Genomic DNA, 24,857 nt, shown 5'->3' with positions numbered 1-24,857 from the left:
TAACAATCCTGCCAGTGCGATTTCCTCTTCACTCGAGCCGTTCCAGACGCGACCCGTCGGTCGCCAGCCTGTCCTTCCATCCCGTTAGGAGCAGCATGCAACGGGGGCCTTGCGCCCGCTCGCTATGATTTCACCCGGCAGCAGACCGGGATGCCGTTCCGCAGGCGACTCGCCGCGGACATCGATACGCTCAGGACAACAAGGAGAACCATGGAGTTGCTTCATTCTTTGATCAATGCCGTCAACGACGTGCTGTGGGGCAAGGTGCTGATCGCCCTGCTGTTGGCGGTGGGCCTGTATTTCACGCTGCGCTCGGGCCTGTTGCAGCTGCGGCTGTTCCCGCGGGGCTGGCGCGAGATGATGGGGGGCCGCGGCGGCCATGTCAGCAAGAATGACATTTCGCCGTTCCAGGCTTTCGCCACCGGCCTCGCCAGCCGCGTGGGCACCGGCAACATCGCCGGCGTGGCCATCGCCATCGCCGCCGGCGGACCCGGCGCGGTGTTCTGGATGTGGTTGACCGCCTTGCTCGGCATGTCCAGCGCCTTTGTCGAGTCGACGCTGGCCCAGCTGTTCAAGACCAGCCACCACGACGACACTTTCCGCGGCGGTCCCGCTTATTACATCCAGAAGGGCCTGGGCCAGCGCTGGCTGGGCGTGGTGTTCGCGCTGTGTCTGATTTTGGCTTTCGGCCTGGTGTTCAACGCGGTGCAGGCCAACTCCATCGTCGCCGCGACGGAGGGCGCATGGGGCTGGAATCGCTACGCGGTGGGCATCGGCCTGGTGCTGTTGACCGCGCCGGTGATCTTCGGCGGCGTGCGCTCGGTGGCGCGGGTGGCCGAATGGCTGGTGCCGGTGATGGCGCTGATCTACCTGCTGATGGCCTTCTACGTGCTGGCCATCCATGCGGCCGAGCTGCCGGGCCTAGTGGCATTGATCGTCAAGAGCGCGCTGGGCCTGGAGCAGGCGGCCGGCGGCGTGGCCGGCTACGCGGTCAGCCAGGCGATGATGCTGGGCATCAAGCGCGGCCTGTTCTCCAACGAGGCGGGCATGGGCTCGGCGCCCAACGCCGCCGCCACCGCCACCTCCAAGCATCCGGCCAGCCAGGGCGCGATCCAGATGTTCGGCGTGTTCATCGACACCATGGTGGTGTGCACCGCCACCGCGGCCATCATCCTGCTGTCCGGCGTGAACGAGCCGGGACTGAGCGGCGTGGCGCTGACGCAGAAAGCCATTGCGTCGCAGTTCGGCCCGATAGGCGTCTCCTTCCTGGCGGTGGCGATGTTCTTGTTCGCGTTCTCGTCCATCCTGGGCAACTACGCCTACGCCGAAGGCAATGTCGAGTTCATCCGCAACAACAAGGCCGCGCTGCTGGGTTTTCGCCTGATCGTGCTGGCCATGGTGATGTTCGGCGCGCTGGCCAGCCTGCCGCTGGTATGGGATATGGCCGACATGGCGATGGGCTTGATGGCGCTGATCAACCTGGTGGCCATCGTGCTGCTGTCGCGCTACTTCTTCACGGTGCTGGGCGATTACCAGCGCCAGTTGACGGCCGGTGTGGCCGCGCCGGTGTTCAAGGTGGACCAGTACCCGGAACTTGCCGCCAAGGTGGAGAAGGGCATCTGGTAAGTCCGCTCCCGCCGTGCGACAAAGCCCGCCGTTTCCGGCGGGCTTTTGTTTGGGCTGAGCGCGGTTCAGACGGTGAAGCGTCCGGCCAGGCCGATCAGCCGCTGGGAGATCGCCTGCAGTTCGCCGGCGGTTTCGGCGCTGGCCTTGACCGCCATGCTGTTCTGTTCCGACATGCGGGACACCTGCTCCACATTCATCGCCAGCGATTGGCTGGCGCTGCTCTGCTCGCGCAGCGAGGAGGTGATCCGGTGGATGCTGTCCAGCACGTCGTCGACGCAGTGGCGGATGTTGTCCATGCTGGAGCCGGCTTCGCGCGCGCGTTGCTGGCCATCCATGATGGCCTTCATGCCTTGCTGCATGTTGTCGTTGCCCTTTTGCGCGGTGTTCTGGATCTGGTTGACGATGTTGCTGATCTCGGTGGTGGACAGCGCGGTGCGCTCGGCCAGCTTGCGCACTTCGTCGGCCACCACGGCGAAACCGCGGCCCATTTCGCCGGCGCGGGCGGCTTCGATGGCAGCGTTCAGCGCCAGCAGATTGGTCTGGTCCGCCACGTCCCGGATCACGTCGACGATGCCCACTATGGATTCGGACTGCTTGCCCAGGTCGGTGATGGTTTCCGACACCGAGGACACGTCGCGGACGATGCCGTCCATGCTGCTGGTGGTGGCGGCGATCACCCGGTTGCCGTCCGACGATCGGGTGGCGGCGTCGTTGGACAGGCGGTCGGCCTGTTCCGATTGCTCGGCGCACACCGACAGGCTGGTGCTGAGCTCTTCGATCGCGGCGGCCATGCTGGCGGCGGCCTCGTTTTGCTGGTTGCTGCTGGCGGTGATGCTTTGCGCGCTTTCCGCCATGGCCGATGCCGCATGATTTACCTCGCGCGAGGTTTCCAGCAGTTGCGACACCGTTTCGCGCAGCTGGTTGCGCATCCGCCGGATGGCGGCCAACAGGCTGGTTTCATCGCGGTCGCGCAGATGAATGCGGGTGTCCAGCCGGCCCGATGCCAGTTGCTCCACCACCTGCTGCACGTACATCGGCTCCCCGCCCAGTTGCAGCGTGATGGACAGATAGAGCTGGTGGAACAGGAAAATGGCCAGCAGCATCGCGGCCACGCCGATGATGATGTAGGTATTGCGCTGGCTGGCGGTGCGGTCTATCCGCGCCTGCAGCAATTGGTCCAACTGCTGCAGGCCGCTGGCGATGTAGGCGGAGACGGCCTGGGCGCCGTCTGCGCTGTGTCCGGCCACTTTCAGGCTGCTGGCGCCGGTCTTGCCGCCCACCGCGTCGTCTATCGTCGGCAACTGGCTCTTCAGCGTCGCCGCCAGCTTGTCGGCTTGGGACGACATTTCCGGCTTCAGGCTGGCGTTGTAGGCGACGGCTTTGCCTATGTCGCTGGCCAAGCCGTCGTTGACCTCGCCGATCAGCGGGCGCAATTCCACCAGGCGGTCGCGCTGCGCCGCCTCCAGCGGATGGTTGGCCTCGGCCAGCGCGGCGATGGCGTTGGCCTCGCCTAGATGGCTGATCAGCGTGGTCAGCTTGGCGGTGGAGGCGTCCATCAGGTAATAAGTATCGATGTCGGGGTCCAGCGTCAGGTTGGAATTGTCGCTGATGACGCCGATCAGGTTGTTCAGTTTGTCGCTGAACCCGCCGTAGGCCGCTATCCATTGTGATGGCTGGGCGGCCTGGGTGGCTTTGAGCTTGTCCCAGGCGGCGGCCGCGTCCTTCCAGGCGGCATCGCTGGCCAATTGCGGGCCGACCTGGTCGTTGGCCGCCTGCAGCGCCTGCCATTTGGCTTGCAGTTGCTGTGTGGCCGCCGGCAAGTCGTTCTTGGCCTGGGCGTCGCCTAGCGAGGCGCGCACCGCCGTCTCCTGGCTTTGCTGCGCTTGCGCCAACATCGCCGTCAGCGGCTGCATGTAGACGACGCCGACTTTTTCCTTGGCGGTGGATTCGATATTGTCCTGGTTGCTGCGGAACAGGCCGTAGACCAGGTAAAGCAGCGCCGCCGCGAACAGCACGCCGATCACGGCGAAGCGCTGCGGGTAGCTCAGGCGCTGCATCAGCCTGACAATGGGGGTGGACATGGGACGGCTCCTCGCGAACGCGGGCGGCCGGGCGCTTGCGTCCCGGCGTGCTTGCATACCCTTTGTATAAGTGATTTTGCTTATTACATAGGAAAAAATAAGCGCAACTCGACTAAGGGGCAGTCACCAAGGCGACGAAAAATCGAACGGGCGCCGCGAGGACGCCCGTGAGGCGGGGATCAGATGGTTTTGGAGTAGCGGGCGTGGGTTTCGCGCTCGCGCAGGTGGCGGTCGAAGATCATGGCGATGTTGCGGATCAGGAAGCGGCCCTGGGGCTCCACCATCAGGAAGTCACCGTCGAAGGACAGCAGGCCTTGCTGCTGGAATTCGCGGATGCGGGGCATTTCCTCGGCGAAGTACTGGGCGAAATTGATGCCGTGGATTTCCTCTATCGCTTCCACCGACAAGGCGAATCGGCACATCAGCCCCTGGATGATGGTGCGGCGCAGGATGTCGTCGTTGTTCAGCGTCAGTCCGCGTACCACCGGCAGCCGGCCCTGGTCGAGCGCCGCGTAGTAACCCTCCAGCGACTTGTCGTTCTGGCTGTAACAGGAGCCCACCTTGCCGATGGCGGATACGCCGAAGGCCAGCATGTCGCAGTCGGCGTGGGTGGAGTAGCCCTGGAAGTTGCGCTGCAGCCGGCCCTGGCGCAGGGCCACGGCCAGTTCGTCGTCGGGCTTGGCGAAATGGTCCATGCCGATGAACACGTAGCCGGCGTCGGTCAAGGTCTTCACCGCGTCTTGCAAGATGTCCAGCTTGACCGCCGCTCCCGGCAGGTCGGCCTCGTGGATGCGGCGCTGCGGCATGAACACGCTGGGCAGGTGGGCGTAGTTGTACAGCGACAAGCGGTCCGGGTCGAGCGCCAGCGCCTTTTGCAGCGTGTCGCGCATCGTTTCGCGAGTTTGCAGCGGTAGGCCGTAGATCAGGTCCAGGCTGACCGATTTGAAGCCGCCTTCGCGCGCCGCCTCGATCACCGCCCGGGTTTCCTCCTCGCTTTGCACCCGGTTGACCGCTTTCTGTACTGCCGGGTCGAAATCTTGTATCCCCACGCTGACGCGATTGAAGCCATATCCTGCCAGCTTGAGCATGGTTTCGCGTTTTACCTTGCGCGGGTCTATCTCTATGGAATACTCTCCGTCGCTTAGGAATTCAAAGTGCGTGCCGAGTATGCCCATCAGCCGTTCAAGTTGCGCATCGGACAAGAAGGTCGGAGTGCCGCCGCCAAAGTGAAGCTGTATCACTTTTTCACGGATGCCCAGCGCTTCGCTCACCAACCGGATTTCTTTCTCCAGGTAATCCAAATACTGATCCGCTTTGGCGCTGTCTTTGGTGATGATCTTGTTGCAGGCGCAGTAATAACAAATTGTGTTGCAAAACGGTATATGAGCGTACAATGATAAAGGTCTGCGGTTGGCGCCAATCTGACGCTGCCGCAGTTTGTTCAGATAATCTTCTTCCGAAAACTTTGATGTAAAGCGATCAGCTGTCGGATAAGAGGTGTATCTTGGCCCCGCGCCATCCAGCCTCTCGATCAGCTCGCGATCGAAGACGAAATGGGCGGGAGAGAAGGGGTGGGTAGTTTTCATGTCGTATTCGGATGGTAAAACTTCTGGAGGACTGGTAAATTTGCGAAAAACTTGTGAATTCCGCCTTGATAAGGGTCAAGCTTCCCCGGCTTGTAGCAAACACAGCATGTCTGAACATAACCACACCACGTTGCAAACCCTGAAAATCTCCTGCTCCAGCTGCAGTCTGCGCGAGCTGTGCCTGCCGGTCGGCCTCAATCGCGAGGAAATGAGCCAGCTGGACACGGTGATCCGCCAGAGCCGCCGCTTGAAGCGAGGCGAGTATCTGTTCCGCAGCGGGGAGTCCTTCAAGTCGCTGTACGCTATCCGTACGGGCTTCTTCAAGACCTGTGTCGCCAGCCAGGATGGCCGCGAGCAGGTGACGGGCTTCCTGATGTCCGGCGAACTGATGGGTCTGGACGGCATTTCCTCAAGCAACCACAGCTGCGACGCGGTGGCGCTGGAGGACAGCGAAGTCTGCGAGCTGCCGTTCGGCCGCATGGAGTCGCTGAGCCGCGATATCCCCAGCCTGCAGCATCATTTCTACCGGCTGATGAGCCGCGAAATCGTGCGCGACCAGAACGTGATGCTGCTGCTCGGCAACATGAAGGCGGAAGAGCGCATCGCCGCTTTCCTGCTGAACTTGTCGCAGCGGTTGTCCACCCGAGGTTTCGCCGCCAACGATTTCATCCTGCGCATGAGCCGCGAAGAGATCGGCAGCTTCTTGGGCCTGAAGCTGGAAACGGTCAGCCGTACGCTGTCCAAGTTCCAGCAGCAGGGCTGGATCACTGTCGATCACAAGCATATCCAGCTGGTGCAGTTGGATTCGCTGAAGGATTTGATCTCGGGCTGCATGCACGCTAACGGCCACTAAACGGCCGCCAGGCATGGCGCCGGATCGGAAAGGCAGGCTCGAGCCTGCCTTTTTTCATGTCCGGGCGATGCGCCGAAGCAGTACCCCAAGCCGCTCCGGCTCGGGCCTGCCGGGCGCAGTGGCGAAACCGCGCGCGACTCCGCGCCAGCGTCCGCCGCCGTCCGGCTGCAGTTCCGCCACCCGTTGCGGTGTTTGGGCGTCGCTCAGCCGCGCGCGCAGCGCGTCCTCGCCATACGAGCATTCCGCTTCCAGCCAAGCGGGAGCCAGCCCCAGCGCGAGCCGCCGCATCGCCGCGGCCAGGCGGCGTCACGCGGCGCGTGCCAGCCTTGGAGCTGATCGGAGGAGGGGGCGTGGCAACGCTCGAGGCCGTCAGGCAGGACGCCGGCGGCGTCGGGATGGAGGGCTCGCTGCAGCTGTGTTGCGGTTTTGGTCGCCTTCAGCCGCCAGGCGTCATTGAGGCCGGGACCGACCCGTTTTTCGGGCGTGTCGTCCAGTCGCGGGTAGAGCTTGCTGGCGGTTTCCTGGTGCCAGGGCTCACCGTCCATCCAGAGCAGGCAGTCGAATTCGCCTACCGTTCGCCGCTCTCTGTTTATGACTTTGAGATTTTTCGCCGCGAGGTGGATGTGCGGCGCATGGCGAAATCAGAAAGAAAAAAACCGTTCGGCATGGATTGCCGGCCGCGTGGCTGGATGAGCGGCCAGTTATGCCGCCAGCTCGCCGGGCGAGCGGTCCAGCCTGGCGGCGCCGTCAGCTGCCCGGCGGCCGTTCCGGCGGAAGATCGGCGTCGCATCTCCAAGGGGAGGGGAAGGTCAGCAGAAAAGCGAGATCGCGCACTGCGGGATGCGCGTAGGGCAGATCGCAGCTTGGCTCAGTCCGCATCGCCGGAGGCTTTGCCGGCCGCGCGTTGCACTTGTTTGTAGAAGCCGCGCAGGATGTCGATCTCCTCGCGGAGCATCCCGGCGCGATGGAACATGGTGCGCATGCGGCGCATCAGCCGCTCGCTGTTGCGGCGCTGGAAGTAGCCGATCTCGTCCATTGCCTGCCCCAGATGGCCGCACATGCCGTCCACCTCGCTCTGGGTCGCCGCTTCGCCGTCGGCGCGAAGGTATTCCACGTCCACCTCGGTGTGGCTGAACAGCTCGTAAGTCATCACCTGCACTGCCATCGCCAGGTTCAGCGAGAAATAATCGGGGTTGCCGGGGATGGTCACCAGCCGATTGCATTGTTCCACTTCTTCGATGGATAGCCCGAAGGTTTCGTTGCCGAACACCAGGGCCACTTGTTCGCCGCCGCGGGCGCGGGCGATCAGCTCTGGCGTAGTCTGGCGCGGGGTGGACAGCGGCGTGGTCAGCTCGCGGCGGCGGCTGGTCAGCGCGCAGGCCACGGTGACGTCGGACAAGGCTTCCCGCAGCGAACCGACCACGACGGCGCGCTCCAGCAGGTCCACCGCGCCCGAAGCCAGCGTATTGGCTTCGTCGCTGGGAAACACTTTGGGTTCCACCAGGTAGAGCCGGCTCAAACCCATGGTTTTCATGGCGCGCGCGGCCGAGCCGATATTGCCCGGATGGTTGGGGCGGGCCAGCACCACGCGGATGTTTTGCAGAAAATCAGGTACTTGGGGTTTATTCATTGGCGTTTTCACATTAAAATAGCGGGCATATACCAAAAGCCCGCGCCCAGGCGTCGGGTTTTTTTGTTCCTTAACCCAGATTGTTACCAGCGGGTGTCGCGTCATCAGACGGACATCCGCTCATCGTTAAAGTGTAGAGGCCGTCAATGCATCCGATGCTCAATGTCGCGGTTAAAGCCGCTCGCCGCGCAGGCAGTGTTATCCAGCGCGCGTCGCTTAACCTCGATACCATTCGCGTAGAGAAGAAAAAGCACAATGACTTTGTGACCGAGGCGGACCGCGCCGCCGAGGACGCGATCATCAACGTCATTCTCGAAGCCTATCCGAAGCACGCGATTCTAGCAGAAGAGTCCGGCGCCAAAGGCATCGGCTCCTCCGAATACGAATGGATCATCGATCCCATCGACGGCACCACCAACTTCTTGCATGGCCATCCGCAATACGGCATTTCCATCGCCATGGCGCACAAGGGCCAGATTCAGCAGGCCGTGGTCTACGACCCGAGCCGCAACGATCTGTTCACCGCCTCCCGAGGCGTGGGCGCCTTTCTCAACGACCGCCGCATCCGGGTATCCAAGCGCTTCATGATGAACGAGTGCCTGATCGGCACCGGCTTCCCGGTTTCCGACCAGAGCTACATCGATCAATATCTGGGCATGCTGAAGGACGTGATCGGCAAGACCGCCGGCGTGCGCCGCGAAGGCGCGGCCTCGCTGGATCTGTGCAACGTCGCCTGCGGCCGCACCGAAGGCTTCTTCGAACTGAACCTGAAACCCTGGGACATCGCGGCCGGCAGCCTGATCGTGCAGGAAGCGGGCGGCATCGTCACCGACTTCACCGGAGAGCAGGGCTGGTTCGAGTCCGGCGACATCGTCGCCGGCAGCCCGAAAGTGTTGGCGCAGTTGCTGCAGCTGTTGGCGCCCCACGTTTCCAAGTAAGCGGCACCCGCATCGAAAACGGCAGACCATCCGGTCTGCCGTTTTTTTTTGCGCACAGCGCGCGGAACTGTTGTCTTTTTCCCGGCTCTAGTCCCAATATACCTTGTGGGGGTATTTGAATGGAGCGCGACATGCGAAGACGCGATGTGATGAGGTGGGGCGCCGCGCTGGCGTTGACGCCTTGGTTGGCGAGGCCGGCGCTGGCCGCGGCCGGCCATCGGGAACATGGATCAATGGACGTCGGCGTCATGCCCGCCGCCGGAAAGCTGGGTTTGGCCAGCGGCTTGCCGCTGCCCGCGCTCATGCGCTTGCCGCTGGAACGCAAGGACGGCGCGCTGCAGGGGTGCTTGACCGCGGCGGCGGTGAGGCTGCCCCTGCTGTCGGGGAGGCCGGCGACCGAGTTCTGGGCTTACAACGACAGCGTGCCGGGTCCGGCCATCGAGCTGAGCGAGGGCGAGACGCTCAACCTGCGTTTCGACAACCGCCTGCCGCAGCCTACCACCGTGCATTGGCACGGCCTGCCGATCCCGGCAGATCAGGACGGCAACCCGCAGGATCCGGTGGCGCCAGGCCAAGGCCGAGATTATCGTTTCACCTTGCCGGCCGGTTGCGCCGGCAGCTATTGGTATCACCCGCATCCGCACGGCCACACCTCCGAACAGGTATACCGAGGCTTGGCGGGGGTGTTCGTGGTGAGGAGCCGCAACGATCCGCTGGCCCATCTGCCGGAGCGCTGGCTGGTGCTATCCGACTTGAAGCTGGATGACGATGGCGGCATCGCGGCAAGCAGCGACGCGGACAGAATGGACGGCCGCGAAGGGCAGTTCGTGCTGGCCAACGGCGCCTGGCAGCCCAGGCTGACGCTGGGCGTGGGCGAGCGGCAGCGTTGGCGGATCTGGAACGCGACCAGCGCCAGGGTGTTGAAGCTGGCGCTGCCGGCGCACGAAGTCTGGCTGGTGGGCACGGATGGCGGCCTGCTGGAGCGGCCGCGGCGGGTGGAAAACTTGCTGGTGCCGCCCGGAGGCAGAGTGGAACTGGCGGTGACCGGCCGCTTCGCGCCGGGCTTGCCGGCAGGGTTGCTGGCCTTGCCCTACGCGCGGGGCAAGATGATGGGGCCGGAGCAGGACAAGGCGCTGTCGCTGGCGGAGGTCGACGCCGGAGAGGCGGTGGCGACTGCGCCGCTGCCGGCCAAGCTGCGGCGCATTGATGCGCTGCCGCGACCGGCGGTGAAGCGCAGCGTGGTTTTCAGCGAGAACATGGCCAATCCCGCGGCGATGTTCCTGATCAACGGCAGAACCTTCGACATGGACAGGATGGACTTCACCGGCAAGGTGGGCGCGGTGGAGGAGTGGGAAATCGACAATCAGGCCGATATGGACCACCCCTTCCACCTGCATGGCACCCAGTTCCAGGTGACCGAGCGCCATGACGGCAAGGGCTGGCGGCGCGAGCCCTATCTCGCCTGGCTGGACGTGGTCAACGTGCCGCCGGGGCAGAAGGTGAGGCTGCGCTTCCGTCAGGACATGCCGGGGCCGCGGATGTTCCACTGCCACATCTTGGAGCACGAGGACGCCGGCATGATGGGCATGCTGGATGTTCGTGCCTAGCGCGGTGGGATGGGCGATAATGCCGACATGAAAAATCCAGGAACCGTCATGGGCGATACACATTCTCCCCAGGAGTGCTGCCATGAGGCGGCGCAGGCCGAGCGCAGCGTGGTGCAGCCGGGCAAGGCCGCGCTGCTGAAGCGACTGGCGCGGATCGAGGGCCAGGTGCGCGGCATCGGCGGCATGATCGAGTCCGACCGCTACTGCGTGGACGTGCTGACCCAGGTGGCGGCGGTGAAGTCGGCGATGGACGCGGTGGCGCTGCAACTGCTGGAAAACCACATGAAGGGCTGCGTCGCCCGCGCCTTGCAGCAAGGCGACGCCACCGGCATGGTGACCGAGTTGATCGACGTGGTGAAGAAAGTGCGCTGAGCCGCCATTTCGGGAGGCCCGCAATGGCGGGTTTCGCTTTATTTAGGGAGTCTGAAATGAAAAAATCAGTATGCCTCGCCTTGCTGTTCGCCGGCGCCGCCCATGCGGCGCCGATCCCGTTCGAAACCTACATCAAGCTGCACAACGGCATGCTGGAAGCCGAAGTGGTGTCCATGGCCGGCGCGCCGGATTACGGCAGCGACAGCCGCCAGGGCAAGCTCGCCAGCGGCGTGACCACCGTGTCCACCACCCGCCAGCTGTCGTGGCTGGCCAATGGCCAGATTCCCTACACCACCATCGTCACGCTGCGGGACGGCGTGGTGGTGGATATCAAGCGCGACAAGAAGTTGTAAATCCGCCGCGTTTTTTCGTCGCGCCGCGCGGAAGTTTCTGAATAATCGCGCTTAAAATTTGCCTGGCCGCGGCAAAGTGCGTAGAATGCTGCGGTTTACTACCTTGCCTTTCGCAATCGCATGGCGGAAGGCTACGAATAGCCAAAAGGAGTTCACATGCGCCATTACGAAATCGTGTTCATCGTGCACCCGGACCAGTCCGAACAGGTCCCGGCCATGATCGAACGCTACAAGGGTATGGTTCTGGCCGCCGAAGGCAAGATCCACCGTCTGGAAGACTGGGGCCGTCGTCAACTGGCCTACCCGATCCAGAAGCTGCACAAGGCTCACTACGTTCTGATGAACGTCGAGTGCCAAGCGGAAACTCTGGCCGAGATCGAGCACGCCTTCAAGTTCAACGACGCCGTTCTGCGCCACCTGACCATCAAGATGGACCGCGCGATCACCGACGCGTCCCCGATGATGAAGGACGAAAAGGCTAAGAACCTGCTGGACGCCCAGCCGGCTGCCGAGGTTGAAGCTTCCGCCTAATTCGGGCCGGAGCTTAGATCTTGCAGAATCGCCTGGTACTGACCGTCACGGTTGATCGCGAAGATGCGCTGAGGTACACGCCCGCCGGCTTGCCGGTAGTGGAAATGTGGCTGAAGCACCAGTCCCGGCAAAGCGCCGGCGGGTTCGAGCGCGATGTGGCCTGCGACATACAGGCAGTGTGGGTGGGAGAGGAAGCCAAGAAACGCGCCGGGAAACTGGCGGGGCAGGTGATGAACGTCACCGGTTTTCTCAGCCAACGCAGCCTGCGCAATCCGCGGTTGGTACTCAATATCGAATACGTTGAATTTGTAAAAGGTTAGTCAAAATGGCTCGTCAACTCTTCAAGCGCAAGAAGTTCTGCCGCTTCACGGCAGAAGGCATCAAGGAAATCGACTACAAATCCGTTGATCTCCTGAAGGATTTCATCGCCGAAAACGGCAAAATCATCCCGGCTCGCATCACCGGCACCAAGGCCCGCTACCAGCGTCAGCTGACCACCGCTATCAAGCGTGCTCGCTTCCTGGCCTTCCTGCCGTACACCGACCAGCACTAAGCCGGGAAAGGAACTTAAGAGATGCAAATCATCCTGCTCGAAAAAGTTGCCAACCTGGGTCAACTGGGTGACGTGGTGAACGTGAAGAACGGTTTCGCCCGTAACTTCTTGATCCCGCAAGGCAAGGCCAAGCGCGCTACCGAAGCGAACCTGAAAGAGTTCGAAGCTCGTCGCGCCGATCTGGAAGCCAAGCAAGCCGAAATCCTGGCCGACGCCAAGGTTCGCGCTGAAAAACTGAACGAAGCCGTGATCACCATCGCCCAGAAGGCTGGCGTGGACGGCCGTCTGTTCGGCTCCGTGACCAACGTTGACGTCGCCGAAGCCGTTACCGCTTTCGGCGTGCAAGTGAAGCGTCATGAAGTTCGCCTGCCGAACGGCCCGTTCAAGGCCATCGGCGAGTACGACATCGAGATCGCCCTGCACCACGACGTGGTTGCCCCGATCAAGATCGTTGTGGTCGGCGAAGCTTAATTCCCGTTTCGGGAATCTTCAAAAAAAGCCCGCTTCGGCGGGCTTTTTTGCGTCTGAGAGAAATGTAGTTGCGAATCGCAACCAAATATTTTATGGTTGCGATTCGCAACTATTATTGGACGGGCAATGGACGAACGGGCGTTGCGCGCGCTGTCGCGCGATGTGGTGCGGGGGCTGGGCATGCAGGCGGGCCGCTGCGGCGAGGTGGAACTGAGCCCGGTGGAAGCGCATCTCTTGATCGAGCTGGAGGCGGGGCCGGCCAGCAACCAGCAACTGGCCGACAGGCTGCGGGTGGACAAGTCCAACAGCAGCCGGCCGCTGAGGCGGCTGGCGGAGCGGGGGCTGATCGCCTGGCTTGACGCCGTCTCGGATGGCCGCAGCAAGCTGGCGGCGCTGACGGAAGCCGGGCGCGATTGGCTGGGCAAGCTGCACGCGGCGATGGACGCCGACATGGAGCGGGTGCTGGCGCAGCTGGACGAGGCGGAGCGGGCGCGGCTGGAGGATGGCCTGCGGCTCTACCGGCGCGCGCTGCGGCAGGCGGAGCGCCAGCAGGGGTTTCTGATCCGGCCGCTGGCGGCGGCCGACAACGGCGAACTGGCGGCGCTGATCCGGCGGGTATCAACCGAATACGGCCTGGGCGAGGGCTGCAGCTTTCTCGATCCGCAGCTGGACGCGATGTTCCAGGTTTATGACCGGCCGGATTCGCGCTACCTGGCGGTGATCGGACCGGATGGCCGGTTGCTCGGCGGCGGCGGCATCGCGCCGCTGGCCGGTGGCGAGGCTGGAGTATGCGAGCTGCAGAAGATGTATTTCGACGCGGCGCTGCGCGGCCGCGGACTGGGGCGGCGGCTGTTGCGGCGGTTGCTGGACGAGGCGCGGGCGCTGGGCTTCCGCCAATGCTACCTGGAGACGACCGCCGCGCTGGCGGAGGCGGCGGCGCTGTACCAGGCGGAAGGCTTTGTTCGCCTGGATGGACATTGGGGCGACACCGGCCACGGCGCTTGCGAGATCGCGATGGCGCGCGGCTTGTGAGCGCGTCGGCATGTCCTGATCTTGGACAATCCGCAAAAGTTGCGCAATTGAGACAATGAGCGCCTGACAACGCGGAAAGTCGCATCATGGTATACCTGCAACTCCTGGTGGTGCTGGGGCTGATCTTCCTTGGCGTGCGCATGGGCGGCATCGGGCTGGGCGTCACCGGCGGGGCCGGCCTGTTCATTCTCACCTTTGTCTTCGGCCTCAAGCCCGGCCACGCGCCGATAGACGTGATCCTGATCATCATCTCGGTCATCACCGCCTCGGCGGCGCTGCAATCGGCGCGCGGTCTGGATTACATGGTGGGCGTCGCGGCCAGGCTGCTGCGGCGCAATCCGCGCCACATCGTGCTGCTGGCGCCGCTGGTGGGCTGGCTGTCCACCTTTCTGGCCGGCACCGGCTTCATCGCGCTGGCGCTGATGCCCATCGTGGTGGAAGTGGCCGAGAAAACCGGCATCCGGCCGGAGCGGCCGCTGGCCGGGCTGACCGTGGCTTCGCAGAACGCCATCGTCGCCTGCCCGGTATCCGCCGCAACGGTGGCCCTGGCCACGGTGTTGGCGCCGCATGGCATCGCGCTGACCGACATCATCATGGTCAGCATCCCGGCGACTTTGCTGGGGGCCTTGGCCGGCGGGGCGGTGATGCTGCGCTACGGGCGCGAGCTGGCCGACGATCCGGCATACCAGCGCAGGCTGGCCGAGGGAGGCATCCGCCGTCCGCAAAGCGCGGCGGATGAGGTCTTGCCGCGCACCGCGGCTTGGTCGGTCTATGGCTTTCTGCTGACGGTGGCGCTGATTGTGCTGCTGGCGGCGGTGCCGCAGCTGCGTCCGGCCTGGCCCGGCCCCAAGGGCATGGAGCCGGTGGCGATGGTGGATGTGATCCAAATGTGCATGCTGGGCTATTCCGCGTTGGCGGTGCTGGTGTGCAAGGCGGATCTGCAAGGCATGGTGTCAGGCAGCATGTTCCGTTCCGGCGCGGTGGCCGCCGTCACCATCCTGGGCGCGGCATGGATGAGCGATACCTTCATTCAGGCCAACTTGCCGCTGTTCAAGCACAACATCGTCAGCATCATCGAAGCGGCGCCGTGGCTATTCGCCTTCGCCGTGTTCACGATGGCCGTCATCCTGTTCAGCCAGGGCGCGACGACCAAGGTGATGATGCCGCTGGGCGTATCGCTTGGAATCTCCGCGCCGGTGTTGATCGCCATCTATCCGGCGGTGGTGGGCGTGTACGTGTTGCCGAGCTACCCCAGCATCATCGCCGCGGTGGAGATGGACTACACAGGCACCACGAAGATAGGCCGGTGGATTTTCAATCACAGCTTCATGCTGCCAGGCTTGGTCAGCACGGCGGTGTCGATCGGCGCGGGTTTCGCCTTGACGGCGTTGCGTTGATTCAGTTTTCCGCGCTCAGCACGAGACGGGCGCGCAGCCCTGGCGCGCCTTGCTCGGCGATGGCCAGCAGGCGGTCGATATTGGGGTGGCTGCCAGGGTGGGCGCGGGCGGAGGCGGTGTGTTCGGCGAACAGCTCCAGCCCCTCGCGCGCAGCCTTGCGGTCGATATGGCCGTGGCGCTTGACCAGCGCGTGGTAGACGCGCAGCGAGCCGGCGGTGCCCGGGCGATTTTCCAGCCGGTGCAGCGCATCGCCTTCCGCGCTCAGCAGCACGATGGCCTCAATGCCGTCTATGGCTGGCAGGGTTGGCAGCAGGTCCTGGAATAGGGTCATGGTCATTTTCCTTGTTATGTGTGTTGCCTGTCGGTCTAGGATAAGGGCTAAAGATGACAGTTCTAGTGGGTGTATTTCATGAATCAGGCTTCAGGTGTTAATAAATGTTTCATGTTGGTGCCTGAATGGCTGGTTGTGCACTAATTTGGTGCGGTCGTCGCGACGTCTTGGCGGAAAAATCATCTGGCGCGGCCTGTCGGGCTGGCACGCGCTTTGCTATATGTCATCCGAGCTGTGAGCAGGGCCGCGAGGCTCGCGCGCCAGTCTGCAAAGGGGAGGATGAGAGCGGCAAAGCCGCCTTTGAATGGGGTTGTCGAAGAGGTAAGCTTCGACAACCCCAGTTCATTTCCAGCGTCGGCCCGTTCGCCGTGCGGCTGGCGGGCATGGCGCGCTAGGGCTGTTCACCCAGCAGGTAGCGTTGGCTCATCGCCTTGAAGTGGTCGCCGCCGGACTTTTCCAGCAGCTCGAACAAGACCATCTCGCGGCTGACGATGGCGGCGCCCGCCGCGCGCATCCGGGCGATGGCCAGCTCGATGTCCTGAGGCTTGCGGCTGGAGATGGCGTCGGCGGTCACGTAGACCTCCTTGTTTATCGCCAGCAAGCCCATTACCGTTTGCAGCACGCAGACATGGGCCTCCATGCCGCAGACGATGATCTGTCTTTTCTGCAACAGCGCGGGCGGCAGGCAGCCGGCCTCGACGCAGGAGAAATGCAGTTTGTCCACCGTCTGGGCATCCGGCGCGGTGTCCCGCAGCGTGGCCACGGTGCCGCCCAGCCCCTTGGGATATTGTTCGGAAAACACGATGGGCAGGCCGTTGTCGCGCGCGGCGCCCACCAGCCAGCGGCTGCGCGCCAGCAGTCCATCCGCATCCTGCACCGCCGGCAGCAGCTTGTCCTGGATGTCCACCACCAAGAGTCCGGCGTCCTGTCTTTGCATCAGCATGTTCCGCTCCAGTCGAATCGAAACCAGAGCTTAACGCCAAGCGCGGCCGGCTGCCGATGATTTCGTCATTTTGTTGGCCAGGCGGCGGATTGGTCGGCGCGAAAATCATATTGCTATGCACAATAGTTATTTGGCATGATGGTCTGCCGGGCCTGGCGGCGATCCCGCCTGCGCCCACCAACTCAGGAGACCATCATGTCCCAGTCTTATCTGATCCGTTCCGCCGAGCCGTCGGATGCCGCCGCCATCCATCGCATCAAGACGTCCCCGGGCGTCTATCCCGATACCTTGCAGCAACCGTATCAGCCGCTGTCCATCACTGAGAAGCAGCTGAACGAGCGTCCGGCCAACATCCATCACTTGGTGGCTTGCGCCGAGGACGAGGTGGTGGGGGCAGCCGGCCTGATCGTCAACGAGGGCATGCGGGTGCGCCATAGCGCCGATCTGTTCCTGGTGGTGCGCGACGACTGGCAGGGCAAGGGCGTGGGCGGCGCGCTGATGCGGGCGTTGCTGGACTTGGCCGACAACTGGCTGGGGCTGATCCGCATCGAGCTGAAAGTGGTGCATGACAACGCCCGCGCCATCGCCCTGTACGAGAAGTTCGGTTTCGAGTACGAGGGGCGGATGCGCCAGGAGCAACTGCGGGCCGGCAAGCTGGAGGACGTGCTGGTGATGGGGCGGCTGAACTGGCCGCGGAGGGCGGAGTCATGAACCGCTATCGCATACGGCATGTGGAGGTTTCCGATGCGGAGGCCTTGAATGAAATGTTCAGCGCCCCCTCGGTGTTCGGCAATATGCTGGGGCTGCCTTATCCCGCGCTGAGCAAGCGCCGCGAGTGGTTGTTGAACGATGCGCCGGGTCGGACCTTGTTGGCCGCGGTGGATGAGGCGGACCGCGCGGTGGGATGGGCAGCATTGTTGTCGTCTGGGCGAGCGCGGCTGCAGCGCGCGGCAGAGCTGGGCTTGGGGGTGGACGCGCGCCTGCATGGCCAGGGCATAGGCTCGCTGCTGCTGGCGTCGGCGCTGGACCTGGCGGACAACTGGCTGGGCCTGCGCCGCATCGAGTTGACCGTGTTCGCCGACAATGTCCGCGCGCAGGATTTGTATCGCAAGTTCGGTTTTGCCGAGGAGGCGCGGCTGCGCGCCTACGCCTTGCGCGACGGCGCGTATCACGATGTGCTGGCGATGGCGCGGCTGAGGGAAGGAGGCTGGCAGTGAGCGAATTCAGCATCCGCCATCTGGAAGCGGGCGATGCGGCCGATCTGTGCGAGCTGGCTTCAGGCGCTTCTGTGTACGGCAATACCTTGCAGCTGCCCTTCCCCTCTTCGGCAACCATGGCCGCGCGCATGGACAAGATGCTGGCTGCGGGGCGTTGCCAGCTGGTTTGTGAAAACGCGGCGGGCAAGGTGATCGGGAGCGGGGGGCTGTGGCGGTTCGACGAGGCGAGACTGGCCCATGCCGCAGGCTTCGGCATCAATGTGCATCGCGATTGGCAGGGGCGAGGCGTCGGCAAGCTGCTGACGGCGGCCTTGATGGATGGGGCCGACGGCTGGCTAAGCCTGGAGCGGATCGAGCTGACGGCGTATCCGGACAACCGGCCGGCGCTGGCGCTGTATCGACGGTTTGGTTTTGTCGAAGAAGCTAGGCTGCGCGCGCATTCCTTGCGCGATGGCGCATACCGCGATGTGTTGCTGATGGGGCGCTTGCGCGGCGGCAGGGTTTGACGAGGCAAGAAAAAACGCGCCGCGGGCCATCAGGCCCGCGGCGCGTTTTTCATGGCTGCCGGGCTTACTTCTGAGCCGGTGCTTGTTGCTGTACTTGCTGGGACTGGCCTTGCAGCTGAGCATCCATGCGATCGCGCATGGACTTCATGTTGTCGTTGCCGTCGCCGGCGATGGCGGCGCCAGACAGGACGATCAGGGACAGGGCGGCGATGGCGGTTTGCTTCAGCATGGTGGTTTCCTTTTTGATGTGTGAATGGCCAGCGTCTGCTTATGCATCAAAAATATTGATGTCTTGCTTCGGTTGTCGCTGGCTTCTTGCTACGGAGACCATTCTATTGCGGACGGATCAGGGATAAAATCGGAAAGAACCGAACAAAGCATTCAAAAAAATTGAATTAGGCGAGAACATGAAGCTGACTCTGGAAGCTTTGCAAGTGCTGGACGCGATCGAGCAACACGGCAGTTTCGCCGCGGCGGCGGAGGCCTTGTTCAAGGTGCCGTCGGCGCTGACATATACCGTGCAGAAGCTGGAACAGGGCCTGGGGGTGGCGATTTACGACCGCAGCGGGCATCGCGCCAAATTGACGCCGGCCGGCGAGCGGCTGTTGAAGGACGGCCGCCATCTGCTGGACGCGGCGAGGCAGCTGGAGCTGCGCGTCAGCAAGCAGGCGCAAGGCTGGGAAGACACGCTGCGCATCGTGGTGGGCGATCTGATCGATTTCGACCAATTGCTGCCGGCCATCGCCGATTTCGACCACAACCAGTCGGCGACTCGGCTGTACTTCATCCGCGAGAGCTTCGGCGGCATCTGGGACGCCTTGTACGACGACCGCGCCGACTTGGTGATCGGCGCGCCCAACCAGCCGCCGCCTGGCGATTACTTCACCCGCAACATCGGCGACTACGATTTCGTGCTGGTGACGGCATCGGGACACCCGCTGGCCGCCGCGCCGGAGCCGGTGCCGCCGCATGTGCTGCGCCAGCATCGAGCGGTGGCGGTCGGCGATACCTCGCGCCGGCTGCCGGCCCGCACCGGCGGCTTGCTGGAGGGCCAGCAGGTGCTGACCGTGCACAGCAGCCAGGCCAAGCTGAAGGCGATTCTGGCCGGGCTGGGCAGCGGCCACTTGCCGCGATCCAAAGTGCGGGCGCATCTGGATAGCGGCGAACTGGTCGAGAAGGCGGAGGAGGAGAGCGGCAGCTTCCCGCCGATGTGCTTCGCCTGGAAACGGGAGCAGCCGGGGCGCGCGCTGCAGTGGTTCATCCAGCGGCTGGAACTGGCGGTGGCGCGCAAGGAGCTGCGCATCTAGCGGATCGAGGCGAAGTGGCCGCCGGGACGGCTTTTCGTCCCGGCGCGGAGGCGTCAACCGTTGGACGAAATGGAGTTGTTCTGCGGAATCATCGGCGCCGGCTGGCCGTGCAGTTGGGCATCCATGCGCCCGCGCATCGCCCACATCACCGACAGGCCTTCGCCGGCCATCGCGGAACTGGAGAGCGTCAAAAGGGTGAGCGCGCTGACAATCAGAGTTTTCAACATGGCTTTCTTCCTTGTTGCTGGCTTGGAATCAGGCCGCGTCAAGCCGCTGTGGGCAAGCGTTGCCGGTTTGGGCAGCAGTTTGGCTTCGGTCTAAGGCGCCGCGGCATCAAGCCGCGGCGCTGATTGTCAGTGTAGACCTTGTCAGTAATGTTGACGTGTGATCAGTTGTGAAAGATTTTTAAATTCAATAGTTTATGTTTTCGTTCTGAGGCGGCGCTAGATGTCCTGGCCCTCGACGATGCCGTCGTGGCTGGCGGCGCGGCTAGGCAGGATCAGATTGAGGATGATGGCCAGCAGCGAGCACAGGCCGACGCCGGACAAGGCGAAGTCGCCCAGCTTCAGCGTCAAGCCGCCGATGCCGGCGGTCAGCACCACCGAGATGATCACCAGGTTGCGCGGCTCCATCAGGTCCACCTTGGCCTCGATCAGCGTCTTCAGGCCGATGGAGGCGATGGTGCCGAACAACAGCACCATGATGCCGCCCATCACCGGCATCGGGATGGATTGCAGCAGCGCGTTGAACTTGCCGAAGAAGGCCATGCAGATGGCGAACACCGCGGCCCAGGTCATGGTCACCGGGTTGAAGTTGCGGGTGATCATCACCGCGCCGGTCACTTCGGCGTAGGTGGTGACCGGCGGGCCACCGATCAGGCCGGCCACGCACACGCCGAGGCCGTCACCGGCCAGCGTGCGGTGCAGGCCCGGCGTCTTGGTGTAATCCTTGCCGGTGACGCCGCCGATGGCCATCACGCCGCCGATGTGCTCGATGGCCGGGGCGATGGCCACCGGCAGCATGAAGGCCGCGGCTGCCCAGTTGACTTCCGGGCTGTGGAAGGCGGGCGCGGCGAACCATGGCGCGGCGGCCAGCTTGGCGAAATCCACCGCGCCGAGGAAGGCGGCGGCGATATAGCCGACGACGACGCCGGCCAGGATGGGCACCAGCTTGAACATGCCGCGGGCGTAGATGGAAACCACTATGGTGGTGGCCAGCGAGATGGCGGCCAGCAGCAGTGAGGTTTCGTACGGCAGCACCTGCTTGCCGCCTGCCAGGCCCATGGCCATGCCCGACGCGGCGGTGGCGACGGACAGGCCGATGATCATGATCACCGGACCGATCACCACCGGCGGCAGCAGCTTGTTGACCAGCGCCATGCCGCGCCAGCGCACGATGGCGGCGAACACGAAGTACATGAAGCCGGCGGCGAACAGGCCGAACATGGTCGCGCCCGGCCCCCAGGTATGCATCGAGTAGATGATGGGGCCGATGAAGGCGAAGGAGGAGCCGAGGAAAATCGGCACCTGGCGGCCGGTGCAGGCCTGGAACAGCAGGGTGCCGAGGCCGGCGCCCAACAGCGCCATGGCCGGGTTCAGGCCGGTGAGCAGCGGCACCAGAACCAGCGCGCCGAAGGCGACGAACAGGATCTGGGCGCCGGACACCGCCAGCTTGAGTTGTTGCATCATCATTCTTCCTTGTTTTGGTTTTGTAATCTTGTCGGTTTCACACGGCGCAATACATCACAGCCTGCGCCAGCGTGTTGTCCACTTCCGCCGCCACGCTGCTGTGGCGGCGGAAGTCCAGCACCATGTCCTGCACCGCGCGGTAGCACTCGTAATTGGGTCGGGGCTGATAATGCAGCTCCACGCCCAGCCGCGCCGCCACTTTCTTCACCGTGGTCGGCTTGATGCAGACGTGGCGCTGCGGATCGAAACAGGCCAGAAAGCAGCTGACGATGGGCCATTTGGCGGCATTGGCCTTGGCATCCATCCGCGCCATCGCCAGCGTGTCCACGTAGGCGGCGAAGCTGTCCGGGCCGAAATCATGCAGCGCATCGCGCAAGGCCTGGATGAAGGGCAGGTTCAGGTCGCGGTTGTCCATGTAGTTGCGGAAGGCGATCTTCTCGAAGGTGCTGACGGTGGTGGCCAGCGAGATGATCTGGCGGCAGGCGTGGGTGGCGTCGGCCAGCTTGCCGCTGGCCAGCGCCGCGTCCAGCTTGTCGCGGGTCAGCTCGCTCTGGCACAGCGTCTCGGCCTTGGCGTAGGTTTTGTGTTTTCGCGCCAGCGCCTGCCAGTCCGGATCCTGGAAGCCGCCCGGGAAGCGAGCGAGAAAGTCGGCGTCTATCGCGGCGTAGCGGTCCATCATCGGGCGGCTCCTTGCTCCAAGCGCAGCGGCTTGCTGAGAATTTGCGACTGCGGCACCAGGCCATGCCGGGCATAGAAATCCTGAGCCGAACGATTGAACTGCATCACTTCCAGACGGACTTCGTCAGCGCCTTGCGCGTGTCCCCAGTCTTCCGCGGCGGCGAGCAGCCGGGAGCCGATGCCTTGTCCCTGATGCGCCTCATCCACCACGATGGTGCCGATGCGGCAGACGCGGCGCGCCTGCAGAAAGGGCGCGGGCGGCATGGCTTGGGTCATCACGGTGGCGAAGGCCTTCACTTCGCCGGCCTGCTCCGCCAGCAGTATGGCGCGGTCTTCTCCCGTCATGCGCTCCAGCCAGTAGACGCAATCGGCTTCACTCTCCACTTCGGCGCGAAACCACTCCGGCATGGCCTGATGGTGCTGGCGGTTGATTTGAGCCGCGAGGCGGCGCACGGCGTCCAGATCTTGCGCCTCGGCTTTGCGTATCAGCATGGGCGTGTCCTTGAGTTTGCAAAAAAGCCGCCGGCTGCGGAGGCAACGGGCGGCTGGTTCAATGGCATGGCGCTCAGGCCTGCTTGGTGCCGAAGATCTTGTCGCCGGCGTCGCCGAGGCCGGGGATGATGTAGCCATGCTCGTTCAGATGGCTGTCGAGCGAGGCAGCGTAGATCTGCACGTCCGGGTGGGCGTCGTTGACGATTTTCACGCCTTCAGGCGCGGCCACCATCACCACGGCCTTGATGGTTTTGCAGCCATTGCGCTTCAGAAGGTCGATGGTGGCGACCAGCGAGCCGCCGGTGGCCAGCATCGGGTCGATGATGATGGCGATGCGCTCGTCCAGATTGCCGACGAACTTCTCGAAATAGGACACCGGCTCCAGCGTTTCCTCGTTGCGGGCCAGGCCCACCACGCTGATCTTGGCCGACGGCACCAGGTCCAGCACGCCGTCCAGCATGCCGATGCCGGCGCGCAGGATGGGCACCACGGTGACTTTCTTGCCCTTGATCTGCTTGACGTCGATCTTGCCGCACCAGCCGTCGATGGTGACGGCTTCCAGTTCGAAATCGCGGGTGGCTTCGTAGGCGAGCAGGCGGGCCAGCTCCTGGGTCAGCTGGCGGAACTTCATGGTGCTGGTGTCCGCTTCGCGCAGCAGGCCCAGCTTGTGTTGTACCAGCGGGTGATCAACGATGGTGATGTGCATTTCGGTTCCCTACCTTGGCAAAAAGCTGCTTGCCGGCGGCGGCAAACAGCTTTTGAATACATATGACAGCGGCAGCCGCAAGGCTGCCGTGGGTGGTATGGGGCATCATTCTAACGCGGATGGCCGCCAAAACGCAAAACCCGGCGGGGGCCGGGTCGGCGGGAGGGCTTACAGCGCCTTCAGCATTTCCTGCAGTTCGCCGTTCTGGAACATCTCGTACATGATGTCCGAACCGCCGACGAACTCGCCCTTCACGTACAGTTGCGGGATGGTCGGCCAATTGGAGAAGTCCTTGATGCCCTGGCGGATGTCCGGGTCGCGCAGCACGTCCACGGTCAGGAAATCGTCCACGCCGCAGGCCTTCAGAATCTGCACCGCGCGCGAGGAGAAGCCGCACTGCGGGAATTGGGCGGAGCCCTTCATGAACAGCACCACGGCGTTGTCGGCGACGGTCTGCTGGATATCTTGTTGAATCGACATGAATTGAATCCTTGCTGTTGACCGGCGGATTCGCCGCCGGAAATACCTGATCTTTTCAATAGGTTATTCTACGTGCGGGCCGCGGGCTGGTCAATTTGCCCGGCTGCGGCTCATTTCGGCAGGAACTGCTTGGCCAGGTCCTGATACAAGTGGGTGCGGAACATGCTGGCGACGCCGGAGGCGATCATCGCTGCGCCCAGCATGGAGATCACCATCACGTGGCCATCGGTCATTTCTATCATGATGATGGCCGAGGTGATGGGCGCGCGGGTGACGGCGGCCAGCATCGCCACCATGCCCAGCGCGACGATCTTGATGTTCAGGTCGGCCGGGAACAGCGGCACGAACCAGCTGCCGAGGCCGGCGCCCAGAGACAGCGAGGGCGCGAAGATGCCGCCGGGCAGGCCGGTCAGGAAGGTGGCGGTCAGGCCGATGAATTTCATCGGCAGATACATCAGGCCCATGTCGCCGTGGCCGGAGATCACCTGGCTGGTCTCCAGCGCGCCGCTGCCGTAAATCGGCGCCACCAGGCCGCACAGCGCGACGGCGAGTCCGCACAGCGCGACGAAGCGGTAGGGGTACTGGCTGCGCAGCCGGATGACATTGCCTGGCAGCCAGCGCCGCTGGTTCACGCACATCCAGGAAAACAGGCCGCCGATGACGCCGGCTACGCCGGCGATCAGCACCATGGGAATCAAGACCGTGAAAGAGAAAGTAGGTACGTGGATGCGGCCGAAATAAGTGTAATTGCCCAGCAGCGCCAGCGAAATCATGCCGGCCAGGATCACCGCGCCGATGGTGCGGCCGCTGGTGGTGTTTTCGATCGAGCGGGACAGCTCTTCGAAAGCGAATACGATGCCGGCCAGCGGCGTGTTGAACGCCGCGGCGATGCCGGCTGCGCCGCCGGCCAGGATCAGGTGGCGGCGGAAGGCGGCGGTGTGCAGCGGCACCAGCTTGCGCATCGAATACATCAGCGCCGCGCCGATCTGCACGGTAGGCCCCTCGCGGCCCAGCACGAAACCGCTGCCGACGCCGAGCACGATGCCCAGAAACTTGGCCAGCACGATGCGGAAGGACAGCAGGCGCTCGGCCGAGTCCGCCTGTTCGGTTTGCTGCAGCGCGGCCAGCGCCTGCGGGATGCCGCTGCCCTCGCTGCCCTGGCCGATGCGGACCATCAGCCAGCGGATCAGCACCGCGCCCAGCGGCAGCGACAGCAGAGGCCACCAGAACCAGCGCTCGGTCAGGGTGTGGAAGCCGGCGAAAAACCAGTCGGCCATTTTGGCCAGCATCACGGCGATGACGCCGACCAGGGCGGCGCCGCTCCACAGCACCAGGGTCATCCGGGTTTTGCCGGACAGCTTGTTCAACTGGGCGCGCAATTGCAGCAGCAGTAAATTACGGGTCATTGCGGTTCAATGAAATGTCAATTGAAAATAAAGTCCGATCCAATGAGGCGCAACGACCATTTTACCCTTTAAG

The 24,857-nt window shown here is 63.7% G+C and carries 30 protein-coding genes; 16 read left to right on the top strand and 14 right to left on the bottom strand.

Going from position 1 to position 24,857, the window contains the following annotated elements; all coding sequences use genetic code 11:
• The first annotated feature begins 210 nt into the window (after positions 1 to 210).
• Positions 211 to 1,626, top strand: coding sequence for an alanine/glycine:cation symporter family protein (locus DK842_RS03325; RefSeq protein ID WP_114060085.1), 1,416 nt, complete (start codon positions 211 to 213; stop codon positions 1,624 to 1,626).
• Positions 1,627 to 1,691: 65 nt separating this feature from the next.
• Here DK842_RS03325 and DK842_RS03320 read toward each other — a convergent pair whose 3' ends face one another.
• Together DK842_RS03320 and hemN are read right to left on the bottom strand one after the other, a co-directional pair.
• Positions 1,692 to 3,707 (bottom strand): methyl-accepting chemotaxis protein, encoded by a 2,016-nt coding sequence (locus DK842_RS03320; RefSeq protein WP_168194810.1) that lies wholly within the window; start codon positions 3,705 to 3,707, stop codon positions 1,692 to 1,694.
• Between the two features lie 179 nt (positions 3,708 to 3,886).
• Positions 3,887 to 5,293, bottom strand: coding sequence for an oxygen-independent coproporphyrinogen III oxidase (gene hemN / locus DK842_RS03315; RefSeq protein WP_114060083.1), 1,407 nt, complete (start codon positions 5,291 to 5,293; stop codon positions 3,887 to 3,889).
• Between the two features lie 106 nt (positions 5,294 to 5,399).
• Between hemN and fnr the strand changes: the two genes are divergently transcribed.
• Positions 5,400 to 6,146: a fumarate/nitrate reduction transcriptional regulator Fnr gene (fnr, locus tag DK842_RS03310; protein ID WP_114060082.1), complete on the top strand. Its 747-nt coding sequence runs from the start codon at positions 5,400 to 5,402 to the stop codon at positions 6,144 to 6,146.
• 203 nt (positions 6,147 to 6,349) lie between these two features.
• On the opposite strand, the gene DK842_RS24220 is transcribed toward fnr, so the two are convergent.
• Positions 6,350 to 6,739, bottom strand: a complete 390-nt coding sequence (locus DK842_RS24220) for a DUF1853 family protein (RefSeq protein ID WP_236250821.1) — start codon at positions 6,737 to 6,739, stop codon at positions 6,350 to 6,352.
• Positions 6,740 to 7,014: 275 nt separating this feature from the next.
• Positions 7,015 to 7,776 carry an RNA methyltransferase gene (locus tag DK842_RS03300; protein WP_114060080.1) on the bottom strand — a complete coding sequence of 254 codons (762 nt, stop codon included), beginning with the start codon at positions 7,774 to 7,776 and terminating at the stop codon, positions 7,015 to 7,017.
• A gap of 146 nt (positions 7,777 to 7,922) precedes the next feature.
• On the opposite strand from DK842_RS03300, the gene DK842_RS03295 reads away from it, so the two are divergent.
• The 10 genes from DK842_RS03295 (at position 7,923) to DK842_RS03250 (ending at position 15,030) form a co-directional block, all read left to right on the top strand.
• Complete coding sequence (locus DK842_RS03295) at positions 7,923 to 8,714, top strand: inositol monophosphatase family protein (protein WP_114060079.1); 792 nt, start codon at positions 7,923 to 7,925, stop codon at positions 8,712 to 8,714.
• A 131-nt stretch (positions 8,715 to 8,845) separates the two neighbouring features.
• The gene (locus DK842_RS03290) at positions 8,846 to 10,321 is read left to right on the top strand and encodes a multicopper oxidase family protein (protein ID WP_114060078.1); all 1,476 of its coding nucleotides are present in this window, start codon (positions 8,846 to 8,848) and stop codon (positions 10,319 to 10,321) included.
• Between the two features lie 48 nt (positions 10,322 to 10,369).
• A complete protein-coding gene (locus DK842_RS03285) occupies positions 10,370 to 10,693 on the top strand; it encodes a metal-sensitive transcriptional regulator (RefSeq protein ID WP_114060077.1) in 324 nt (107 codons plus the stop codon).
• 56 nt (positions 10,694 to 10,749) lie between these two features.
• On the top strand, positions 10,750 to 11,046 hold the full coding sequence (locus DK842_RS03280) for a hypothetical protein (protein WP_145963962.1): 297 nt from the start codon (positions 10,750 to 10,752) through the stop codon (positions 11,044 to 11,046).
• A 156-nt stretch (positions 11,047 to 11,202) separates the two neighbouring features.
• Positions 11,203 to 11,577 carry a 30S ribosomal protein S6 gene (rpsF, locus tag DK842_RS03275; RefSeq protein ID WP_114060075.1) on the top strand — a complete coding sequence of 125 codons (375 nt, stop codon included), beginning with the start codon at positions 11,203 to 11,205 and terminating at the stop codon, positions 11,575 to 11,577.
• Positions 11,578 to 11,597: 20 nt separating this feature from the next.
• A complete protein-coding gene (gene priB / locus DK842_RS03270; RefSeq protein ID WP_114060074.1) occupies positions 11,598 to 11,897 on the top strand; it encodes a primosomal replication protein N in 300 nt (99 codons plus the stop codon).
• Positions 11,898 to 11,902: 5 nt separating this feature from the next.
• A complete protein-coding gene (rpsR, locus tag DK842_RS03265; RefSeq protein WP_011137185.1) occupies positions 11,903 to 12,130 on the top strand; it encodes a 30S ribosomal protein S18 in 228 nt (75 codons plus the stop codon).
• Positions 12,131 to 12,151: 21 nt separating this feature from the next.
• The gene (rplI, locus tag DK842_RS03260; protein ID WP_114060073.1) at positions 12,152 to 12,601 is read left to right on the top strand and encodes a 50S ribosomal protein L9; all 450 of its coding nucleotides are present in this window, start codon (positions 12,152 to 12,154) and stop codon (positions 12,599 to 12,601) included.
• Between the two features lie 126 nt (positions 12,602 to 12,727).
• Positions 12,728 to 13,633 (top strand): MarR family winged helix-turn-helix transcriptional regulator, encoded by a 906-nt coding sequence (locus DK842_RS03255; RefSeq protein ID WP_114060072.1) that lies wholly within the window; start codon positions 12,728 to 12,730, stop codon positions 13,631 to 13,633.
• An 86-nt stretch (positions 13,634 to 13,719) separates the two neighbouring features.
• On the top strand, positions 13,720 to 15,030 hold the full coding sequence (locus DK842_RS03250) for an anaerobic C4-dicarboxylate transporter family protein (RefSeq protein WP_114060071.1): 1,311 nt from the start codon (positions 13,720 to 13,722) through the stop codon (positions 15,028 to 15,030).
• Position 15,031: 1 nt separating this feature from the next.
• Here the strand turns inward: DK842_RS03250 and DK842_RS03245 are convergent, their stop codons facing one another.
• Together DK842_RS03245 and DK842_RS03240 are read right to left on the bottom strand one after the other, a co-directional pair.
• On the bottom strand, positions 15,032 to 15,361 hold the full coding sequence (locus tag DK842_RS03245; protein WP_114060070.1) for a DUF2322 family protein: 330 nt from the start codon (positions 15,359 to 15,361) through the stop codon (positions 15,032 to 15,034).
• Positions 15,362 to 15,752: 391 nt separating this feature from the next.
• Complete coding sequence (locus DK842_RS03240; RefSeq protein WP_114060069.1) at positions 15,753 to 16,304, bottom strand: hydrolase; 552 nt, start codon at positions 16,302 to 16,304, stop codon at positions 15,753 to 15,755.
• Between the two features lie 195 nt (positions 16,305 to 16,499).
• Between DK842_RS03240 and DK842_RS03235 the strand changes: the two genes are divergently transcribed.
• Genes DK842_RS03235 through DK842_RS03225 form a run of 3 tightly spaced genes read left to right on the top strand, consistent with a single transcriptional unit; the run spans position 16,500 to position 18,027 of the window.
• Positions 16,500 to 17,015, top strand: coding sequence for a GNAT family N-acetyltransferase (locus tag DK842_RS03235; protein ID WP_114060068.1), 516 nt, complete (start codon positions 16,500 to 16,502; stop codon positions 17,013 to 17,015).
• Entirely contained in the window at positions 17,012 to 17,521 is a 510-nt protein-coding gene (locus DK842_RS03230; protein ID WP_114060067.1) for a GNAT family N-acetyltransferase, read from the top strand. Before DK842_RS03235 ends, DK842_RS03230 begins: the two co-directional genes overlap by 4 nt.
• Positions 17,518 to 18,027: a GNAT family N-acetyltransferase gene (locus DK842_RS03225; protein ID WP_168194809.1), complete on the top strand. Its 510-nt coding sequence runs from the start codon at positions 17,518 to 17,520 to the stop codon at positions 18,025 to 18,027. Before DK842_RS03230 ends, DK842_RS03225 begins: the two co-directional genes overlap by 4 nt.
• A 64-nt stretch (positions 18,028 to 18,091) precedes the next feature.
• Here DK842_RS03225 and DK842_RS23305 read toward each other — a convergent pair whose 3' ends face one another.
• Positions 18,092 to 18,256 carry a hypothetical protein gene (locus DK842_RS23305; protein ID WP_168191792.1) on the bottom strand — a complete coding sequence of 55 codons (165 nt, stop codon included), beginning with the start codon at positions 18,254 to 18,256 and terminating at the stop codon, positions 18,092 to 18,094.
• Between the two features lie 178 nt (positions 18,257 to 18,434).
• On the opposite strand from DK842_RS23305, the gene DK842_RS03220 reads away from it, so the two are divergent.
• Entirely contained in the window at positions 18,435 to 19,334 is a 900-nt protein-coding gene (locus DK842_RS03220; protein WP_114060066.1) for a LysR family transcriptional regulator, read from the top strand.
• Positions 19,335 to 19,387: 53 nt separating this feature from the next.
• Here the strand turns inward: DK842_RS03220 and DK842_RS23300 are convergent, their stop codons facing one another.
• The 7 genes from DK842_RS23300 to DK842_RS03190 form a co-directional block, all read right to left on the bottom strand.
• A complete protein-coding gene (locus DK842_RS23300) occupies positions 19,388 to 19,561 on the bottom strand; it encodes a hypothetical protein (RefSeq protein ID WP_168191791.1) in 174 nt (57 codons plus the stop codon).
• Between the two features lie 216 nt (positions 19,562 to 19,777).
• Positions 19,778 to 21,019, bottom strand: coding sequence for a uracil-xanthine permease family protein (locus tag DK842_RS03215; RefSeq protein WP_114063584.1), 1,242 nt, complete (start codon positions 21,017 to 21,019; stop codon positions 19,778 to 19,780).
• A gap of 40 nt (positions 21,020 to 21,059) precedes the next feature.
• On the bottom strand, positions 21,060 to 21,701 hold the full coding sequence (locus tag DK842_RS03210; RefSeq protein WP_114060065.1) for a hypothetical protein: 642 nt from the start codon (positions 21,699 to 21,701) through the stop codon (positions 21,060 to 21,062).
• On the bottom strand, positions 21,698 to 22,192 hold the full coding sequence (locus DK842_RS03205; protein WP_114073052.1) for a GNAT family N-acetyltransferase: 495 nt from the start codon (positions 22,190 to 22,192) through the stop codon (positions 21,698 to 21,700). Before DK842_RS03205 ends, DK842_RS03210 begins: the two co-directional genes overlap by 4 nt.
• Positions 22,193 to 22,265: 73 nt before the next feature.
• On the bottom strand, positions 22,266 to 22,898 hold the full coding sequence (upp, locus tag DK842_RS03200) for a uracil phosphoribosyltransferase (protein ID WP_114060063.1): 633 nt from the start codon (positions 22,896 to 22,898) through the stop codon (positions 22,266 to 22,268).
• Positions 22,899 to 23,066: 168 nt separating this feature from the next.
• Entirely contained in the window at positions 23,067 to 23,378 is a 312-nt protein-coding gene (gene grxD / locus DK842_RS03195) for a Grx4 family monothiol glutaredoxin (RefSeq protein WP_114060062.1), read from the bottom strand.
• A 110-nt stretch (positions 23,379 to 23,488) separates the two neighbouring features.
• On the bottom strand, positions 23,489 to 24,784 hold the full coding sequence (locus DK842_RS03190) for a chloride channel protein (RefSeq protein WP_114060061.1): 1,296 nt from the start codon (positions 24,782 to 24,784) through the stop codon (positions 23,489 to 23,491).
• Positions 24,785 to 24,857: the final 73 nt, after the last annotated feature.

The organism is Chromobacterium phragmitis (genome assembly GCF_003325475.1).
Lineage (GTDB): Bacteria > Pseudomonadota > Gammaproteobacteria > Burkholderiales > Chromobacteriaceae > Chromobacterium > Chromobacterium phragmitis.
The sequence above is the reverse complement of the archived record's forward strand: the minus strand, read 5'-3'. Positions and strand labels throughout refer to the sequence as shown.

What these genes read in the sequence shown, in the direction of transcription:
- fnr (WP_114060082.1), top strand. Translation starts at nt 5,400, where the DNA reads ATGTCTGAACATAACCACACCACGTTGCAAACCCTGAAAATCTCCTGC.
- DK842_RS03255 (WP_114060072.1), top strand. Translation starts at nt 12,728, where the DNA reads ATGGACGAACGGGCGTTGCGCGCGCTGTCGCGCGATGTGGTGCGGGGG.
- DK842_RS23300 (WP_168191791.1), bottom strand. Translation starts at nt 19,561, where the DNA reads ATGTTGAAAACTCTGATTGTCAGCGCGCTCACCCTTTTGACGCTCTCC.
- DK842_RS23305 (WP_168191792.1), bottom strand. Translation starts at nt 18,256, where the DNA reads ATGCTGAAGCAAACCGCCATCGCCGCCCTGTCCCTGATCGTCCTGTCT.
- DK842_RS03220 (WP_114060066.1), top strand. Translation starts at nt 18,435, where the DNA reads ATGAAGCTGACTCTGGAAGCTTTGCAAGTGCTGGACGCGATCGAGCAA.
- DK842_RS03290 (WP_114060078.1), top strand. Translation starts at nt 8,846, where the DNA reads ATGCGAAGACGCGATGTGATGAGGTGGGGCGCCGCGCTGGCGTTGACG.
- DK842_RS03325 (WP_114060085.1), top strand. Translation starts at nt 211, where the DNA reads ATGGAGTTGCTTCATTCTTTGATCAATGCCGTCAACGACGTGCTGTGG.
- hemN (WP_114060083.1), bottom strand. Translation starts at nt 5,293, where the DNA reads ATGAAAACTACCCACCCCTTCTCTCCCGCCCATTTCGTCTTCGATCGC.
- DK842_RS03250 (WP_114060071.1), top strand. Translation starts at nt 13,720, where the DNA reads ATGGTATACCTGCAACTCCTGGTGGTGCTGGGGCTGATCTTCCTTGGC.
- rpsR (WP_011137185.1), top strand. Translation starts at nt 11,903, where the DNA reads ATGGCTCGTCAACTCTTCAAGCGCAAGAAGTTCTGCCGCTTCACGGCA.
- rpsF (WP_114060075.1), top strand. Translation starts at nt 11,203, where the DNA reads ATGCGCCATTACGAAATCGTGTTCATCGTGCACCCGGACCAGTCCGAA.
- DK842_RS03215 (WP_114063584.1), bottom strand. Translation starts at nt 21,019, where the DNA reads ATGCAACAACTCAAGCTGGCGGTGTCCGGCGCCCAGATCCTGTTCGTC.
- DK842_RS03300 (WP_114060080.1), bottom strand. Translation starts at nt 7,776, where the DNA reads ATGAATAAACCCCAAGTACCTGATTTTCTGCAAAACATCCGCGTGGTG.
- DK842_RS03245 (WP_114060070.1), bottom strand. Translation starts at nt 15,361, where the DNA reads ATGACCCTATTCCAGGACCTGCTGCCAACCCTGCCAGCCATAGACGGC.
- DK842_RS03235 (WP_114060068.1), top strand. Translation starts at nt 16,500, where the DNA reads ATGTCCCAGTCTTATCTGATCCGTTCCGCCGAGCCGTCGGATGCCGCC.
- rplI (WP_114060073.1), top strand. Translation starts at nt 12,152, where the DNA reads ATGCAAATCATCCTGCTCGAAAAAGTTGCCAACCTGGGTCAACTGGGT.
- DK842_RS03320 (WP_168194810.1), bottom strand. Translation starts at nt 3,707, where the DNA reads ATGTCCACCCCCATTGTCAGGCTGATGCAGCGCCTGAGCTACCCGCAG.
- DK842_RS03240 (WP_114060069.1), bottom strand. Translation starts at nt 16,304, where the DNA reads ATGCTGATGCAAAGACAGGACGCCGGACTCTTGGTGGTGGACATCCAG.
- DK842_RS03295 (WP_114060079.1), top strand. Translation starts at nt 7,923, where the DNA reads ATGCATCCGATGCTCAATGTCGCGGTTAAAGCCGCTCGCCGCGCAGGC.
- grxD (WP_114060062.1), bottom strand. Translation starts at nt 23,378, where the DNA reads ATGTCGATTCAACAAGATATCCAGCAGACCGTCGCCGACAACGCCGTG.
- DK842_RS03285 (WP_114060077.1), top strand. Translation starts at nt 10,370, where the DNA reads ATGGGCGATACACATTCTCCCCAGGAGTGCTGCCATGAGGCGGCGCAG.
- DK842_RS03210 (WP_114060065.1), bottom strand. Translation starts at nt 21,701, where the DNA reads ATGATGGACCGCTACGCCGCGATAGACGCCGACTTTCTCGCTCGCTTC.
- DK842_RS03230 (WP_114060067.1), top strand. Translation starts at nt 17,012, where the DNA reads ATGAACCGCTATCGCATACGGCATGTGGAGGTTTCCGATGCGGAGGCC.
- DK842_RS03280 (WP_145963962.1), top strand. Translation starts at nt 10,750, where the DNA reads ATGAAAAAATCAGTATGCCTCGCCTTGCTGTTCGCCGGCGCCGCCCAT.
- upp (WP_114060063.1), bottom strand. Translation starts at nt 22,898, where the DNA reads ATGCACATCACCATCGTTGATCACCCGCTGGTACAACACAAGCTGGGC.
- DK842_RS03190 (WP_114060061.1), bottom strand. Translation starts at nt 24,784, where the DNA reads ATGACCCGTAATTTACTGCTGCTGCAATTGCGCGCCCAGTTGAACAAG.
- DK842_RS03205 (WP_114073052.1), bottom strand. Translation starts at nt 22,192, where the DNA reads ATGCTGATACGCAAAGCCGAGGCGCAAGATCTGGACGCCGTGCGCCGC.